This is a genomic window from Chryseobacterium sp. X308 (assembly GCF_020733145.1).
Taxonomy (GTDB): domain Bacteria; phylum Bacteroidota; class Bacteroidia; order Flavobacteriales; family Weeksellaceae; genus Chryseobacterium; species Chryseobacterium cupriresistens.
The window spans coordinates 17,365-32,617 of the sequence record NZ_JAJFZH010000005.1 but is presented as its reverse complement, the minus strand read 5'-3'; the positions used below and the strand labels follow the sequence as shown (position 1 = coordinate 32,617).

At 39.1% G+C, this 15,253-nt stretch carries 19 protein-coding genes; 1 reads left to right on the top strand and 18 read right to left on the bottom strand.

All coding sequences use genetic code 11. From position 1 onward, the window contains the following. Positions 1-95: 95 nt before the first annotated feature. Positions 96-1,232, bottom strand: coding sequence for an Atu1372/SO_1960 family protein (locus LIV57_RS07200; protein WP_227942065.1), 1,137 nt, complete (start codon positions 1,230-1,232; stop codon positions 96-98). A gap of 116 nt (positions 1,233-1,348) precedes the next feature. Between LIV57_RS07200 and LIV57_RS07195 the strand changes: the two genes are divergently transcribed. Then, the gene (locus LIV57_RS07195) at positions 1,349-2,152 is read left to right on the top strand and encodes an AraC family transcriptional regulator (protein WP_227942064.1); all 804 of its coding nucleotides are present in this window, start codon (positions 1,349-1,351) and stop codon (positions 2,150-2,152) included. Here LIV57_RS07195 and LIV57_RS07190 read toward each other — a convergent pair. The 17 genes from LIV57_RS07190 to LIV57_RS07110 form a co-directional block, all read right to left on the bottom strand. Next, positions 2,134-2,790, bottom strand: coding sequence for a DUF6766 family protein (locus LIV57_RS07190; protein WP_227942063.1), 657 nt, complete (start codon positions 2,788-2,790; stop codon positions 2,134-2,136). The two genes, LIV57_RS07195 and LIV57_RS07190, sit on opposite strands and share 19 nt — an antisense overlap. A gap of 53 nt (positions 2,791-2,843) precedes the next feature. Then, complete coding sequence (locus tag LIV57_RS07185) at positions 2,844-4,376, bottom strand: FAD-dependent oxidoreductase (RefSeq protein ID WP_227942062.1); 1,533 nt, start codon at positions 4,374-4,376, stop codon at positions 2,844-2,846. Between the two features lie 20 nt (positions 4,377-4,396). Continuing rightward, the gene (locus tag LIV57_RS07180; RefSeq protein ID WP_202840226.1) at positions 4,397-4,561 is read right to left on the bottom strand and encodes a hypothetical protein; all 165 of its coding nucleotides are present in this window, start codon (positions 4,559-4,561) and stop codon (positions 4,397-4,399) included. Between the two features lie 36 nt (positions 4,562-4,597). Next, positions 4,598-5,347, bottom strand: coding sequence for an SDR family oxidoreductase (locus LIV57_RS07175; RefSeq protein ID WP_227942061.1), 750 nt, complete (start codon positions 5,345-5,347; stop codon positions 4,598-4,600). A gap of 8 nt (positions 5,348-5,355) precedes the next feature. Further along, complete coding sequence (locus LIV57_RS07170) at positions 5,356-6,153, bottom strand: SDR family NAD(P)-dependent oxidoreductase (protein ID WP_202840221.1); 798 nt, start codon at positions 6,151-6,153, stop codon at positions 5,356-5,358. Between the two features lie 4 nt (positions 6,154-6,157). Continuing rightward, entirely contained in the window at positions 6,158-6,658 is a 501-nt protein-coding gene (locus LIV57_RS07165) for a CinA family protein (RefSeq protein ID WP_202840219.1), read from the bottom strand. 36 nt (positions 6,659-6,694) lie between these two features. Next, complete coding sequence (locus tag LIV57_RS07160) at positions 6,695-7,873, bottom strand: zinc-dependent alcohol dehydrogenase (protein ID WP_227942060.1); 1,179 nt, start codon at positions 7,871-7,873, stop codon at positions 6,695-6,697. 49 nt (positions 7,874-7,922) lie between these two features. Further along, on the bottom strand, positions 7,923-10,061 hold the full coding sequence (locus tag LIV57_RS07155) for a catalase (protein WP_227942059.1): 2,139 nt from the start codon (positions 10,059-10,061) through the stop codon (positions 7,923-7,925). A gap of 59 nt (positions 10,062-10,120) precedes the next feature. Continuing rightward, on the bottom strand, positions 10,121-10,498 hold the full coding sequence (locus LIV57_RS07150; RefSeq protein WP_110008860.1) for a hypothetical protein: 378 nt from the start codon (positions 10,496-10,498) through the stop codon (positions 10,121-10,123). Positions 10,499-10,513: 15 nt separating this feature from the next. Then, on the bottom strand, positions 10,514-10,831 hold the full coding sequence (locus LIV57_RS07145) for a hypothetical protein (protein WP_202840211.1): 318 nt from the start codon (positions 10,829-10,831) through the stop codon (positions 10,514-10,516). A 47-nt stretch (positions 10,832-10,878) separates the two neighbouring features. Next, entirely contained in the window at positions 10,879-11,466 is a 588-nt protein-coding gene (locus LIV57_RS07140) for a ferritin-like domain-containing protein (RefSeq protein WP_227942058.1), read from the bottom strand. Between the two features lie 72 nt (positions 11,467-11,538). Further along, positions 11,539-12,336 (bottom strand): KGG domain-containing protein, encoded by a 798-nt coding sequence (locus LIV57_RS07135; RefSeq protein WP_227942057.1) that lies wholly within the window; start codon positions 12,334-12,336, stop codon positions 11,539-11,541. A gap of 220 nt (positions 12,337-12,556) precedes the next feature. Then, a complete protein-coding gene (locus tag LIV57_RS22965) occupies positions 12,557-12,817 on the bottom strand; it encodes a helix-turn-helix domain-containing protein (RefSeq protein ID WP_227942056.1) in 261 nt (86 codons plus the stop codon). Beyond that, positions 12,705-12,998 (bottom strand): hypothetical protein, encoded by a 294-nt coding sequence (locus tag LIV57_RS07125; protein WP_227942261.1) that lies wholly within the window; start codon positions 12,996-12,998, stop codon positions 12,705-12,707. The genes LIV57_RS22965 and LIV57_RS07125 overlap by 113 nt, the downstream gene beginning before the upstream one ends. A 56-nt stretch (positions 12,999-13,054) precedes the next feature. Further along, positions 13,055-13,651, bottom strand: a complete 597-nt coding sequence (locus tag LIV57_RS07120; protein WP_227942055.1) for a Crp/Fnr family transcriptional regulator — start codon at positions 13,649-13,651, stop codon at positions 13,055-13,057. A 317-nt stretch (positions 13,652-13,968) separates the two neighbouring features. After that, the gene (locus LIV57_RS07115; RefSeq protein WP_227942054.1) at positions 13,969-14,202 is read right to left on the bottom strand and encodes a hypothetical protein; all 234 of its coding nucleotides are present in this window, start codon (positions 14,200-14,202) and stop codon (positions 13,969-13,971) included. An 86-nt stretch (positions 14,203-14,288) separates the two neighbouring features. Next, a complete protein-coding gene (locus LIV57_RS07110; protein WP_227942053.1) occupies positions 14,289-15,173 on the bottom strand; it encodes a DMT family transporter in 885 nt (294 codons plus the stop codon). Positions 15,174-15,253 lie beyond the last annotated feature (80 nt).

The following is a 15,253-nucleotide window of genomic DNA, read 5'->3' as shown; positions in this document are numbered from 1 at the left end:
AGATTTCGCAGATTTACACGGATTTTTCTGTATACTTTTTTAAGCTAACTTAAGTGTTTTTAAACATTTGTGATTTTGTTGTTTAGACTGGGAAATTATTCTACTTCAAAAACCGCCTGAATCTCTACAGAAGAGCCCACAGGAATGGAAGAAGCTCCCAAGGTAGCTCTGGCATGTTTTCCTTTTTCCCCGAAGATTTCAACAGCCAGATCAGAAGCCACATTCATCAGATCAGCATGTTTTGTATAATCATCTTTTGTATTGAAAATTCCCGTAAGCTGCACGCATTGTTTTACTCTGCTCAAATCTCCACCTACAGCTTCATTTAACACTGAAATCACGTTCAGCATGGTTACTTTTACAGCGTCTTTTACCTGCTGCTCATTCACTTCAACACCTAATTTACCCGGATTGAAAATTTTACCGTTTTTTAAAGCAACCTGATTGATAAATACAAGATTTCCGGAACGGACGAACGGCTGATAATTTCCCGCCGGTTTTGGAACCTGTGGAAGAATAATGTTTTTCTGCTTTAATATTTCACCAAAATTCTGATGATTTTCCGTAACAACCAGCATTTTTTTAGGATGCGTATCTTTTAATGCCAATGTTATTTTTGCAAAATTTCTTCCCTGAATTTCAGCCATATTCCGCTCTCCTTTCGTAGGTCTTTCCACATCTTTTAAAGAAGCCATGCTGGTAATTCCCAAAACAGTATTTCCTTGCGGAATGGCTTTGTTCAGTTCTTCTGTTCCACGTATTCCATTAGACACGAGAACCATTCCGTGGACGGCAAGGCTGTTCCAGAACGCCTGAAGAGCAAGCTCCTTTCCTGCTCCGCTTCCGGCAGACATAAAAACAGTAGCCGGAACTCCTTCCAACGCATGATTGGTCCAGAGCTGAACAGTTCCGGATAAAAATTCACTCATTCCTGTGCTGATATTTCCGAAATAAACCGGGGAACCAAAAGCGATTCCGTCATAATGGGTCAACTCATCTGGTGTTGCAACCGGAAGATTTTTCAGGTTTGGATTTTGTGATGCTTTGACAAGTTTTATATGGGAAACTGCGTTATTTTCACTTTCAATTCCTTTGGCGAGTTCCTTAGCCAGTTCGTAGGTTCCGCCATTGTCCGAATGAATAAGAACCAGTATGTTAGCTTTATTTTGTGCCATGATGTGGGTGGTATTTGATAATAAAATTAAGATAAAAAAAAGACATAGTTTTTTCATTCTGAATAAGATATAGGTTTTTTATGTGTTAAATCCTGTAACCATGACAGTGACAGTACAAAATTACTATTGTCGTTTTTATTAAATTTGCCAAAATATACATTCAAAACGACAAAATGAAATGCGGACTGATTGAAAAAACGGAAAGCCACTTTGTAGATTCTATCAACAAGGAAGCTTATGTATGGTGTGAAAAAAACTGGAAACATGATGATTATGAGCACAAGCACAGCCGGGCTCAGCTCACTTTTGTGGAAGAAGGCTACCAATACTTCCATATCGACCAGAAAATTTATCTTGTCCCCCAGCATCATGTCATATGGATTCCTTCGGAAAAAGCCCATAAGATCACTTCTGAGGCACAAACAGTAAATCTGATGGTATTCCTGTTCAGATCTGTTTTTGAAGATGAATTTTACCGGCATGTTCAGGTATTTGCTGTTCCTGCTGTTTTAAAAGAAATGCTTTTGTATGCCTCAAAATGGAACCAGTTATTGGATGAAAACGAAGAACAGGATCTGTTTTTTAAAGCTATTTTAAAAAGCCTTCCCAATTTCTGCAAAGAAAGCAGCAGTCTGCAGATTCCTGTTCCTACGGATTCAAGACTGATTCCTGTATGCAATGAAATTAATTCCAATTTTAAATATAATCCGGACATGGATGCTCTTGCAGAAAAAGCACAAATGTCTGTGAGGAGCCTCCAGAGAATTTTTAAAAATGAAACGGGAATTACGATACAGAAATACCTTCAGCTGACAAGGATTTTAAAAAGTATTGAACTGATAGATACCAGACAGTACACGTTGAGTGAAGTAGCCTATAAAGTGGGCTATCAGAGTTTATCCGCTTTTACATCATCGTATTTTGCCATTATGCAGACAAAGCCGAAAGTGAATAAAAATCAAGGCGTTTCATCATGAGGCATATCAACGGGTTTTGATTCCGGAGAACCTTTTTCGCGAAGCCATATAGAGAGAAGAACCAGGGAAGCAACCGCCAGGAATTCACTCTGCCAGTTTTGAAAAGACTCAAACCAGAACCGCGATTCTGAAATATATTGAACGGCCGTTACTGCAGGTTTACCTTTCATCATTTGTTCATCATTAAAATCCCTGAGACTGCCATAGAAATGCAAAATGAAACTCGCCAGAAAAAGGAGAGCAAAAGCAATTGATAAAGAATGTTTGTAGAGTTTCAGCCATATTCCGCCTTTTTTTACAGGCCATGGCGCTTTGGGATGTGGTACAGGTTCTTTGTCAACATCTTCCTCTTCTGTCATAGATTTTGATTCACTGGAGCCTTTTTGCCTCAGAGAAATCGTTAATAAAACATACAGCATCATCTGGAGAAATTCGCTTTCCCAGTTTTCAAAAGTAGCCTGTATAAAGTGACCGCTATGGATATATTCACCGATCTTTAAAACAGGCTGGCCGTTTTCAATGAGTTCTTTATTTTCTGTTTTCCAGCCCATAAAAAACTGTCCTGCAAGAAAAATAATCATCAGAGTAATCAGAACAATACTTAAGCTGTTGCGATACAGGAAACTGGTGCGTGACATATTTCTGAGTTTAAAGGTTAGAGTTCAATATTTAAAGTTTAAGGTTTAAAGTTTTATGAATCACGTTTTTGATAAGGGAATACCTTCTGGAGGTTCTTTGTGGTGGGTCCGGTAAGGATTTTTCCGTTGACATTAAACCGGGAACCGTGACATGGGCAATCCCAGCTCAGCTCCGCACTGTTCCACCGGACTTCACATCCTGCGTGTGGACAGGTACTTCTGAGCAGATGTAAAGTGCCGTCATTTTCTTTGTAAAGAGCATAAGATTCTGATTCATATCTGATCACTTTCGCTTCACCTTCACCGACTTCAGAAAAAGACTCAATTTTCTCGGTTAAAATTTTATCTTTTACAAAATCAAAAGCTACCGTTGCCGTTTCTTTTACAAAATCTGAAAATCCTGCAACAGGTTTGATTCTGGAAGGATTGAACAGATCTCCATATTTACTTTTTCCTGTGAGGATAAGATCATGAAGGATTTGTGACGAAAGTGTTCCGAAGATCATTCCGTTTCCTCTGAAGCCTGTAGCTGTAAAAATTCTTTCTTTGCTTCCGGGAAGTTTTCCTATATAGGGAAACCCGTCCACTGGTTCGTAATATTGGCTGGACCAGCTGTAATAGACTGTTTCTACCTCAAAATATTTTCTGACATAATTTTCAAGTCTTGAAAAACATTCTCCGGTATCATCAGCATGTCCTGTTTTGTGATCTTCACCTCCTGCAATCAATAGATTTTCACCTTCAATATTCTGAATACGGTAGTAATGATAGGGCTCGCAAAGGTCATAACCAAGCTCCCACGGATATTTGTCATTTTTCATGGTAAAAGCCATGGCATAGCTTCTGTAGGGAGCGTTTGTAAAATGAAGAAGATTGACTCCAGGCGGAATATGGGTAGCATAGACTACATTTGCGGCCTTTATTTCCCCTTTTGAAGTTTTTAAAACTACAAAATCATTTTGCTCATCATGTTCTTCACAATGGCAGTTTTCTACAATAGAGCCGCCCAGTTTTATAAAAGCTTCGCAGAGCGCTTTACTATATTTTACAGGATGAAAATGCCCCTGCCCGGGAATAAGCACCGCTTCTCTGAATGGGATGGGAAAAGGAATTTCATTCACATAACTCATTTCATGACCTACCCTGGCTGCTCCTTCTACAATATCTTTTAACTGTTCTTCCTGTTTTTCATCCAGGGCAAAAAGGTAAGCTGACTTTCTTGTGAAATCACAGCTGATCTGATATTTCTGAATATTATCTTCAATAATGCTGATGGCATCAGTTCCGGATTGTGCATACAGTTTGGCATTATCCAGTCCAAAATCACGGATAGCCTGATTAAAGGTTGTATCAAAAAAATCGTTTAAATGGGCCGTTGTGCCGCCGGTAGTTCCAAATCCTATATTGGCTGCTTCGAGGATAACACATTTCTTTCCGGATTCCTGAAGTTTCAGCGCTGTTGAAACTCCTGTAATTCCACCTCCTACAATGGCAACATCAAATAATGAGCTGAGATCCGTTTCTGTAGAAAATTTTCTGATCTCTTCCTGCCAAATACTTTTTCTTGCACCGTCTCTGTACATCATCAGAATTTTTTATTGTTAACTTATTTGATACTCAGGGTATCACTTTCGGGCAGACCGGATTTATCGGTATTGGACGAACTGCTTTTCTGATCCCTTTTCTGGTTTTCGTCTTCATCAATATTACATCGGCAGGAAGTAAAAGCAAACAGGCTGATAACGCCTAAAATAAGTGCTGTAGTTTTCATATTTTAAATATTTTTATGTTTATACTTTTATATATTTTAGCCATTTACTATCAGCCCTCCATTGGGGTGTAGTACCTGGCCCGTAATCTGTGACGCATCATCACCTGCCAGAAACAGGAAACTGAAAGCGATTTCTTCAGGAGTAGCATTTCTCTCCAAAGGAGGTTTATTGGGATTTTCTTTCTTTTCATCAAAAGTTTCTTCGGTAAGTGGTGTAGCCACAGGTCCCGGAGCAACGGCATTGATCCTGATTCCCTTGGGTTTTGCCTGCAGTGCCAGAGAACGGGTGAAGGAAACAATAGCGCCTTTTGTTGCAGAATAATCAAGGAGTTCAGGATGCCCCTGATAGGCGGAAACGGAAGTGGTATTGATAACGCAGCTTCCTTCTTTTAAATAAGGGAATACTACTTTTGTTAACAAAATCATTCCGACAATATTGGAATCAAAGGTCTGTCTGATGTTTTTCTCTTCAAGCTGTTCAATACTTTCTGCAGGAAACTGAATTCCGGCATTATTGATGAGAATATCAATTTTTCCGAATGCCGAGATCACTTCTTTTACCGTTTCTTCACAAAAATCGTAATCATTGATATCTCCTTTGAAAATGAGACACTTTCTATTCAGATTCTCAATTTCCGCTTTTGTTCTTCCGGCGTCGTTGTCACTGGAATGATAAATAATGGCAATATCTGCACCTTCCAGGGCAAAAAGAAGGGCAACAGCCTTTCCTATTCCGCTGTCTGCACCGGTAATCAAAACTGTTTTATTGTCTAGTTTTTCTATCATAAGTCTTTTTATTCTTCTGTTGAAGGTTTCTGCATTTCTGCCATTCTATGAGCCGCCATACTGTCACTGGCTATATTCGCCATTGCTACAGAAAGTTTGTTTTTTAACCCTGATATTATTTTATCATCACCATTCATCAAAGCATGATAACCATCTGCAGCCACTTCTTCCGGAGATGCCAGATTATCACGGTCTTCAAGTATTTTACTTCTGTTCATATCCGCTTTATTAAAGAAATCGGTATCGGTAGGTCCCGGTAAAAGAGCCGTCACTGTAATTCCGGAATCTTTCAGCTCTTCACGGATGGCCTCAGACCATGATAATACAAATGCTTTAGTACCGTGATATACCGAATGCCACGGGCCGGGAGCTTTGCTGGCTACAGATGCCAGATTCAAAATCTTTCCTGACCCCTCGGGCAGCCGGTCCTTTAAAAACAGTTTGGTCAATATGATGACTGAAATGATATTTAACTGAACAATGTCTACTTCCCTGTGGATATCCGTATCCTGAAATTTCCCGTACACTCCCTGCCCGGCATCATTCACTAATATTTCAGGGCTTATTCCATTCATTTTTAATTCGGAATAAAGAGAATAGACTTCTTCCTGCAAGAATAAATTTTTGGAGATGCTGATCACATTCACTCCATAATTTTTGAGTTCATCGGCTTTTCTTTTCAGCTCTTCATGATCTCTGGCCACAATAACAAGATCATATCCGTTACTGGCAAATTTCTTTGCCAGTTCGTAGCCTATACCGCTGGTAGCACCTGTAATGAGTGCATATTGATTTTTGCGTTCCATAGATTTATTTTAAGATTAAAAGCCTGTTGAGTTCACTTTTAAAACACCCCAAAATAAATTCGGTGTAATATAGCTGGGCATTCAGGGCTTGAGTTTTAGGATGTAATTCCAGTTTTTTAGTCAGGATGATCTCACCTTTGTAAGAGAATGAGAAATAGGCAAAAATTTTATACCCGGAATTACGGATTGGTGTACAGTAACCGGTTGTGGCAATAGACCAGTCGGATTCATAAAGTTTTGCTACATTTAAAGCCATCGTCTCCGCAATATTTTCTGAAACGCAATCACACTCTTCAGCCTCCTGTCTGTTAACCTTTAGCAGTTTTACTTTTTCCGGCAATGTGTAGGCTGTCAATCCTCCTTTGTAGAACATAGTAGCATTAGGCATCTGTGAAAAGGCCAGCTGCAAACATCCTGAAGTAACACTTTCCGCAATTGAAATGGTTTCATCCGTGGTCATCAGTGACTGACTTATATATTCGAGAAGATTTTTTTGAAAGTCCATACTATTAAATTTTGAGTGATTGGTTGATAATTTATATTAAAAGCCTATCAGCTTCCATGGGTCAAGAACGACCTTTACACATCCGTCTTCTTTTTTATCAAAAATTTCGTATCCTTTGCTTACTTCATCAAGAGATAAACGGTGGGTAATAACATCATCAAGAGTGATTTTTCCGGTCACGACATAGTCCATAAGCCGGTCTATAATAGGATGAACATTGCACTGTCCTGCTTTAAGTGTAATTCCCTTGTCAAAAATTTGTCCAAGTCTGAAATTGTCATAATTAACGGGATAAACTCCCAGAACAGAAACAATGCCACCTCTGCGTACCGCGCTCATGCATGCTTCCAGCACTTTGATAGAACCTTTTTCAAAGTTTAAAACAGCTTTTGCCCGGTCTATAAAGCTTCTTTCCGGTTCAAATCCTACGGCCTCAATACAAAGATCTGCACCCCGCCCGTCTGTCATATCCCTGATCTGTTCAATAGTACTTTCAGCATCTTCCCACAAAATGGTTTCGCATCCTGTAAGCATTTTGATTCTGTCTAATCTGTATTGAAGGGTATCAATTACAATAACTTTCTTTGCGTTATGAAGAACAGCACTTTTTGTGGCCATTGTCCCTACGGGGCCTGCTCCAAAAACCGCAACGGTTTCTCCTCCTTTAAGCTCTCCCCACATCACTCCTGTGTAGCCTGTTGGGAAAATATCAGTAAGAAATAAAACCTGTTCATCACTAAGGTTTTCCGGAACTTTTCTGGGCCCAAAATTCGCGTAGGGAACTCTTACATACTGGGCCTGGCCACCGTCATATCCTCCATACAGGTCGGTATATCCGAACAGAGCTCCGCCTTTTTCTTTAAAAATACCTCCTTCCGGGCCGTAATAATCGGGGTTGCTATGTTCACATGCGGTGGGAAGATCATGCTGGCAGAAGAAACAGCTTCCACAAGCAATGGGAAAAGGAACTACTACCCTGTCGCCTGCTTTCAGGTGACTGATATTTTTCCCGGTCTCTTCTACTATACCCATAAATTCGTGTCCCATTACCATGGGCCGGGCCTGCGGTATTCCTCCTGAATACATATGGAGATCACTGCCACAAATAGCTGTGGAGGTCACTCTCAGAATAATATCATTTTCATCCAGAATTCTGGGATCTTCTACGGTATCACAGGTAATATTACCTGGTGAATGAAAAACGGCTGCTTTCATAATGTAAATATTTAAAGTGATTGGTGTTGGTGTGAAGGGTGTTTTATGATTACGCGTTTCTCTCCTTTTCAAGATCCCAGACTCTGTGTTGGGCAATTGCCTGGATGAATTTATCTGCCGGATCTCCGTCTTCCCATGTAATGATTCCGGGATCCTCATGTTGTTTAGCGGCTACATTGGAATTGTGATAAAGCACCTCCGTATCTTTTCCAAAGTAAATTGCTTTACAGTGTTTATAAGCTTCATTGATGAAATGCAGAACCAGATGTTTGTTTTCAGCAATCATCAGCTCTTTTACAGAATCTTCTCCCGGGCAGATGGCAAGGGCATCAAAACAGACACTTGCCGTACTGCTAAGAGAATGTTTGGGAGTCAGTTCTGAACCGTCATTCAGTTTTACGGGAGCAACACTTGTTGCAATCAGTTCAACTCTGGCACCTTCTGCTTCAAGTTTTGTTTTAAGATCATTGACAACTCCTCCATCAGCGCCATTAGCCAGAATAAAGCCAATTTTACGGCTCTTAATTGTATTTTTAACCGTATTCTTCATACTTAAAGCATCGGATATCTTTGTATGAGGTTCTCTTTCTTCGCTTTGAAGGTCTATGATGTTACTATCCGCCGGCAGACTTTGATTGGGCCATTCCAGTTTTTTAACTTCCACTCCTAATTTTTCTGCTACCTTCCAGGCAAGGTCTGTATCAATATAGGCAAGCTGTCCTACCAGTCTTTCTCTGATCTCAGGACGGGTTACTTTTGATAATTCAAAGATCAATGCATTCTGAAGGTGTGTTTTCTCCGGTGCAGACTGGCTGTTATAGAATAATTTTGCCTGTGAATAATGATCCACAAAACTTTTACTTCTTTCTCTGATCTTCACTCCGGAAACTCTTTCCTGCTGGGAGGTAAAGCCGCCTTCAGACATCATCGCCTGGAAAGGACATCCGCCGCCTATGGAATTCGGTTCATAGCTGCTTTTTCCTTTAACGATCTGCTGTCTCATATGACCATCTCTTTGGTTGTTATGAACCGTGTTGATAGATCTGTTGATCGGTATTTCATGGAAATTGGGAGATCCCAGTCTTGAAAGCTGAGTATCGGTATATGAAAATAATCTTCCCTGCAGCAGCGGATCATTGGTGAAATCTATTCCAGGAATGATATGTCCCGGGTGAAATGCAATCTGCTCGGTTTCTGCAAAGAAATTATCCGGATTTCTGTTAAGTGTTAACGTTCCGAAGAGCTGTACAGGAACTTCTTCTTCAGGAACTATTTTGGTAGGGTCAAGAAGATCGAAATCAAATTTGTGCTCATCCTCTTTCGGTATGAGCTGTACTCCGAAATCCCATTCCGGATAATCCCCGTTTTCAATGGCCTCCCAAAGATCCCGCTTATGGAAATCAGAATCTACTCCTGAAATCATCTGAGCTTCGTTCCAGGCTACGGAATGAACACCTAACCTAGGTTTAAAATGGAATTTTACAAAATGTACTTTTCCTGCCTCATTGATGAATTTAAAAGAATGTACTCCAAAGCCTTCCATCATTCTCAGACTTCTCGGAATGGCTCTGTCACTCATCAGCCACATGATCATGTGCATACTTTCGGGCATCAGTGAAATAAAATCCCAGAATGTATCATGAGCAGATGCGGCCTGAGGAATTTCATTGTCTGGTTCCGGTTTTACAGCGTGTACGAGATCAGGAAACTTGATAGCATCCTGAATAAAAAATACCGGCATATTATTGGCAACAAGGTCATAATTTCCTTCTTCGGTATAAAATTTTACCGCAAAACCACGGACATCTCTAGCGAGATCGGTACTTCCTTTACTCCCTGCGACGGTTGAAAACCGTACAAAAACAGGTGTTTCTTTTCCCAGCTCTGTTAAAAATTTTGCTTTGGTGTATTCTGCAAGGCTTTTAGTAAGCTTAAAAACGCCATGTGCACCGGAACCCCTGGCATGCACTACTCTTTCGGGAATTCTCTCATGATCAAAGTGGGTAATCTTTTCCCGCAGGATAAAATCTTCCAGCAATGAAGGGCCACGTTCGCCAGCTTTTAAAGAATCCTGGTTGTTGTTGATCTTTAAGCCCTGATTGGTGGTCAGCTTTTCATTTTCATTGGAAGTGCTGTGTAGATCCAGCTGTTCTGCTTTTTTGTTGTGTTCGTTGGTGTTCATATTCATAATCTTTTTGTGGTTGGTGTATTTTCTTTCAAAAGCAGTAAATAATGGGGCCGCAGCAATTAATCTGTCTTATTTCCCAGAATTTCAAGAAGTCTGTTGATATATTCTTCTTCCTTCAGAACTTTGTAATACGCTGTTTTGGCATACAAGGTGAAGGCAGGAGACTCATATCTTATTTCAGCATCCAAATCTGTGGTTTTCGTTGTGTTATTAAAATGAAACTCACGGATATTGAGGATGTATTCTTCCATATAATTGTCTATCACTCCTTTCAGGACTTCACAGGTAGCATTATTTTTAATCTTTTCTAAAGACTTGATCAGAAAAGCTGTAACTCCGTAAGAATTCATAATAGACGGAAATAAAGACTCATTCTCTATTGCATTATTTTTATCATTCAGGCCGGAATGTTGTAAAGTGTCGTTTTCAAAAGTCATATTTAAGAATGGTTTTTAGTTATTAGAAGCTTCCAGATATTTTTCAAAATAATGAAGGTCATTTTTATCTTTTATGGATAAATAAAACATGATCTGCTCCGGTTCTTTTAATCCGATACTGCCGAAGCAGTCGAAGTGAGCAATTAATGCCTGTATATTTTCAATATCAATATCTTTCAGAATAATAAATAAAAGAAAAATATTTTTTTTGATCTCTTTTGCATAGATTGCTGCCCCGTCTTCAAAACACTTCCCGGTATTCGGTATTTTTATAAAATCCTTATGTCTCAGTGTTTTTATTATTTTCTGGCATTCCATATATTTTGATTTCATGATTAAAATAAGCCATATAGAACAAGCTACATGGCTTATTACATAGTTTAGTCTTCCTGTTCTGCATCAAAGTTGATGGATGTTTCTGCAATATCTGTAAGATAAGAATCGGTGTCTTCTTCTTCCTGAAGCGTTCTTTCAAGCAGATCGGCTGCCTTATCATGTCCCATAGTTATGGCAAGCTGGGCCAATCCGCCATAAGTGGCAATTTCGTAATGTTCTACTTTCTGTGCTGCAATAATAAGGGCAACATCTCTTGTTGCGGTACCGTCTTCTGTAGCTTTGATGACTTCTTCCCCTTCTTCAATAATCCCTTTGATAGCCTTACATTCTTTCTTTTCAGGCTTTTCATCAATGAGTTTGAAAACTTTTTCCAAACGTTTAACATGTTTTTGAGTCTGAAGGTGATGGTCTTCAAAAGCATCTTTCAATTCTTCAGCAGTAGCTGCTTCCTGCATTTTTTCCAATGCATCCAGAATGGCATTTTCAGCAAAATAAATATCCTTCAGGGCACTCACAAAGAACTTGTGAAGGGGTGAATTTTTCATTTCATCCTCGTTGACAGTTGTCTTGTCTGCCGTACCTTTTTTGGTGGCAGAAACTGCCGTATTGGTTTCTAATATTTTATTGGGCATGGTGTAAATGGTGTTTGTTATTAAAGGATTACCTCTTTATATATGGCTAAAGAGGCAATCCTGGAAAAAGAATTATGAATTACGTCTGCCTCCGAATCCGGAACGGCCTGAAGATCTTCCGCCTCCGTGGGAAGCCTGGCCTCCCATTCTGGCTATTCTTGTACGCTCAGATTTACTCATTGCAGCAAATCCTCTTCTTGAACTTCCTGAATTGGAGTTGGAGTTCGAGCCTCCTCTTCCTGAGCTGTTACTGTTGTTTCCTGATCTGGATGAACCTCCTCTTCCTGAATTGGAGCCTGAGCCTGAAGATCTGCCTCCACCATGAGAAGCCTGGCCTCCCATTCTGGCTATTCTTGTACGCTCAGCTTTACTCATGGAAGCGAAACCTCTTCTTGAAGTACCATCTCCTGATGATGACCTGCCTCGGCCTCCTGATCTGGAGCCGGAACCAGAACTTGAACGTCCGCGGGAACCACCACCGGAGTTTCCTCCACGAGAACCACCTCTACCGGAAGTAAATCTTCCCTGGCTGTCTCTCTGCTGGTTACCGTTTCCGCCTCTGGAACCACCTCTTCCACCTCTACGGCCTCCCTGATCATCATCATCGTCTTCTTCTTCGTCGTCATAATCTTCATCATCATCATAATCGTCGTCGTATTCATCATAATCATCTTCATCGTAGTCATCGTCATAATCCTCATTTTCATCGTCAAAATAATTTTCATATTCTGAAAAATCATCGTCATAGTCTTCATCTCTGGTTGCATCGTTGAAACCATGATCATATCCTAACTGGTATACTTCTTCAAGGTTTTCTGATGAATGTGACTGTCCTCTTGAACTGCGGTTTCTTGAATTTCTAGTGTTCATAACTGAATTTTTTTTATTAATATTTAGTGATGTGTATTGCAGCCCGTGACTAGTATTAGACGGCAACAGTTGGATGTCGGTAATTTTAAATGATAATAAAAGCAAATGCTTTTTACGTTCCTTTTTTTACTAAGGTTTAGGAATTGGATTGAAAAATTTATATTTCAAATATACGTCAGAATAATTCACTTTTTTATGACCTGGATCATGTTAATGCGGATTAATACAAAATTTTTCTGTCTTTTATGATAATACTGTCTGCTTTTTCCATCCTTATAAGAGTCCGGTTTAATGTTTCCACACGCATGCCTGTAAGATTGGCAATCTGCTGTCGTGTCAATTCAATGTGGAACCATTTTAGGCAGTCTTCATGATGATAGCTTTTCAGGTAATCCGGTAAACCTTTCTGCCTCCGCAAAGGATTTTCTGATGCAAGGCTCTGCCCAATTTTTAAAGTAGATTTCCTGCGAAAAGCAGGCATTCATTTCCATTGAAAGATGAGGATTCCCGTCTGTCATTTCAAAGAAAATATTTTTGGAAAGTCTTATAATCCGGGAATCCTTTTTTTTGAAAACCAATTCCCGCCTTTTATAGTTCCAGTCCTCTGCACTCATGGAGTACAGCAGACTTTCATTAATATTCATACAGCTTATCGTTTTCATATCTTCAGAAAGATTTAAATGAAAAAAATCACAAAATTTTCTATGTCAAATAAATGCTAATATAAAATTTTACGATTTTCAATTCTTACGATTTTATCCCTTTCCATATGTTTGATGGTCCTTATTGCGGTTTCTACACACAAACCTGTAAGACTAGCCATTTGTTGTCTAGTTAAAGGAATCAGGAATGAATAAGGACGTGCATCTTTCTGGAAACTCTTCAGATAATCCATCAGTCCTCTGAGTCGTATTGAAGGATTTTGCGATGAAAGATTCTGCATCATGATGAATTTATAGTAAAGGCGTTCGGAGAGAAAACTGTTGACCTCCATGTATAATTCGGGGTTTTGGTTCAGCAGATTGAAAAAAATGGATTTATGAAGCCTTAAAACAGTAGAGTCTGTAATAGCTTCAGCATTCATAGGATAAGGTTTCTCTATAAAAAGAATAGATTCTCCACAGCTTTCTCCGTCGGATAAAATATTCTGAATAAATTCTTTTCCTTCCTCATTATAATTATTGAGTTTTACTTCTCCGTTAATAATCTGGTAATAATAATTAGGAATATCCCCCTCACAGAATATCACTTCTGAAGGGCTGTAGTGTCTCGTTTCTGCTCCCGCTGAAATCAAAATGTTTTCGTCGATAACCATAATAGTTGTTTTTGGTGTTGTTTTCTTCTTCTCCTCTTCTTAATCTTAGTAAAAATATATTGGTAATCGATACTTAATGAGTGCAAAAAGCGCACCTTAATGATTGTTTTGAAAGTTAAAAAAAGTTAAAAATATTGATAACTTTAATTGTGTATTTTATTTATTGGTTAAGTATTGCTACTAAAAATGCAATTAAATTGATTTTTTGATACCACATATTTAAGCTGTAATTTCAACAATTTGTAGAAATACAAAATAATAAAACCCATTTTTACTTAATAAAAACGGGTTTTTCAAAGTAATAACAGAAAAAACTGCTATTTCTTTGGAATTTTATTTTTATGGGTTCCTGTGGTATCTGTAAGTTTTTTTGAGGAAACCGTATCACTTTGTATTGTATCGGAAGGGATTGGATTTATAGTGGAAACAGAATCCGTCCTGATGGTATCAGTTATGACAGTATCTGTTGTAACATTGGTTTCTGTTTTGGATTCTTTTTTACAGCTCAGGACAATAAATCCTATAAGCAGGCTTGACATAATAAACTTCATAATGCTCTATTTTGTGGTGATGTATCAAAATTAGACTATTGTGAAGCTGTTTTCTTATGACTTGAGTCATAATGCTTTATATTTAATTATTTCGCAAATTTTTTAGTTCCTGCAACACATAAGATGACGCCCACTGTCACCCCCAGCATTCCCACACTTACCTGCTCATGAAGAAGCCAGGCAGCGAGCGCCAAGCCAAAGAAAGGCTGAAGCAGCTGCAGCTGTCCAACAGTCGCAATTCCGCCTTGGGCCAATCCTTTATACCAGAATATAAATCCAATAAACATGCTGAAAAGCGAAATATAAGCCATTCCAAACCATCCCTGAAAACTAATATTTTCAATATCATCAGGAAAATAAATAAAAAATAAAGGAATCATAACAGGCAGTGCCAATACCAAAGCCCAGGAAATTACCTGCCAGCCGCCTAATGTTTTAGATAGCTTAGCGCCCTCAGCATAACCCATTCCACATAAAATAACGGCAAGCAACATCAGAATATCGCCAACAGGTGACGCTGATATCCCCTGCGAGACAGCATAGCCAATCACCAAAAGACTTCCTGTAACCGAAAAAAACCAAAATACGGGATGAGGCCTTTCGCCACCACGTATCACTCCAAATACAGCCGTTGCCAAAGGCAGCATTCCAAGAAATACAATAGAATGGGCTGAAGTAAGATATTGAAGTGCCAATGCAGAAAGAAGCGGAAAACCTATCACACAGCCAAGGGAAACCAACAGTAATGGAATTAAATCTTTTTTAACAGGACGTTTTTCTTTACCCAGCCATAATACGATAAGCGCAAGAATTCCTGCAACAGCCGCACGAACAATCGTTACAAAAATGGGGCTCATTTCCATTACGGCTAACTTTGTGGCAGGCAAACCTCCACTAAATAATACGACACCAATAAAGCCATTGATCCAGCCGCTTATATTTTCATCTTTTGATATTTGTTTTGTCAACATTGTATTCAAGCTTTTTAATTGATGTTCAAAATTAGAAAGGATAATCTGATAAACACAGTATCAGTTTTGTATATTTGCAT

Coding starts and splice junctions, on each gene's coding strand:
- LIV57_RS07140 (WP_227942058.1), bottom strand. CDS start 11,466: ATGCCCAATAAAATATTAGAAACCAATACGGCAGTTTCTGCCACCAAA.
- LIV57_RS07175 (WP_227942061.1), bottom strand. CDS start 5,347: ATGATAGAAAAACTAGACAATAAAACAGTTTTGATTACCGGTGCAGAC.
- LIV57_RS07155 (WP_227942059.1), bottom strand. CDS start 10,061: ATGAATATGAACACCAACGAACACAACAAAAAAGCAGAACAGCTGGAT.
- LIV57_RS07180 (WP_202840226.1), bottom strand. CDS start 4,561: ATGAAAACTACAGCACTTATTTTAGGCGTTATCAGCCTGTTTGCTTTT.
- LIV57_RS07160 (WP_227942060.1), bottom strand. CDS start 7,873: ATGAAAGCAGCCGTTTTTCATTCACCAGGTAATATTACCTGTGATACC.
- LIV57_RS07185 (WP_227942062.1), bottom strand. CDS start 4,376: ATGATGTACAGAGACGGTGCAAGAAAAAGTATTTGGCAGGAAGAGATC.
- LIV57_RS07190 (WP_227942063.1), bottom strand. CDS start 2,790: ATGTCACGCACCAGTTTCCTGTATCGCAACAGCTTAAGTATTGTTCTG.
- LIV57_RS07170 (WP_202840221.1), bottom strand. CDS start 6,153: ATGGAACGCAAAAATCAATATGCACTCATTACAGGTGCTACCAGCGGT.
- LIV57_RS07195 (WP_227942064.1), top strand. CDS start 1,349: ATGAAATGCGGACTGATTGAAAAAACGGAAAGCCACTTTGTAGATTCT.
- LIV57_RS07150 (WP_110008860.1), bottom strand. CDS start 10,498: ATGACTTTTGAAAACGACACTTTACAACATTCCGGCCTGAATGATAAA.
- LIV57_RS07120 (WP_227942055.1), bottom strand. CDS start 13,651: ATGGTTATCGACGAAAACATTTTGATTTCAGCGGGAGCAGAAACGAGA.
- LIV57_RS07125 (WP_227942261.1), bottom strand. CDS start 12,998: ATGAAAACGATAAGCTGTATGAATATTAATGAAAGTCTGCTGTACTCC.
- LIV57_RS07110 (WP_227942053.1), bottom strand. CDS start 15,173: ATGTTGACAAAACAAATATCAAAAGATGAAAATATAAGCGGCTGGATC.
- LIV57_RS07165 (WP_202840219.1), bottom strand. CDS start 6,658: ATGGACTTTCAAAAAAATCTTCTCGAATATATAAGTCAGTCACTGATG.
- LIV57_RS07200 (WP_227942065.1), bottom strand. CDS start 1,232: ATGAAAAAACTATGTCTTTTTTTTATCTTAATTTTATTATCAAATACC.
- LIV57_RS07115 (WP_227942054.1), bottom strand. CDS start 14,202: ATGAAGTTTATTATGTCAAGCCTGCTTATAGGATTTATTGTCCTGAGC.
- LIV57_RS07135 (WP_227942057.1), bottom strand. CDS start 12,336: ATGAACACTAGAAATTCAAGAAACCGCAGTTCAAGAGGACAGTCACAT.
- LIV57_RS07145 (WP_202840211.1), bottom strand. CDS start 10,831: ATGAAATCAAAATATATGGAATGCCAGAAAATAATAAAAACACTGAGA.
- LIV57_RS22965 (WP_227942056.1), bottom strand. CDS start 12,817: ATGCCTGCTTTTCGCAGGAAATCTACTTTAAAAATTGGGCAGAGCCTT.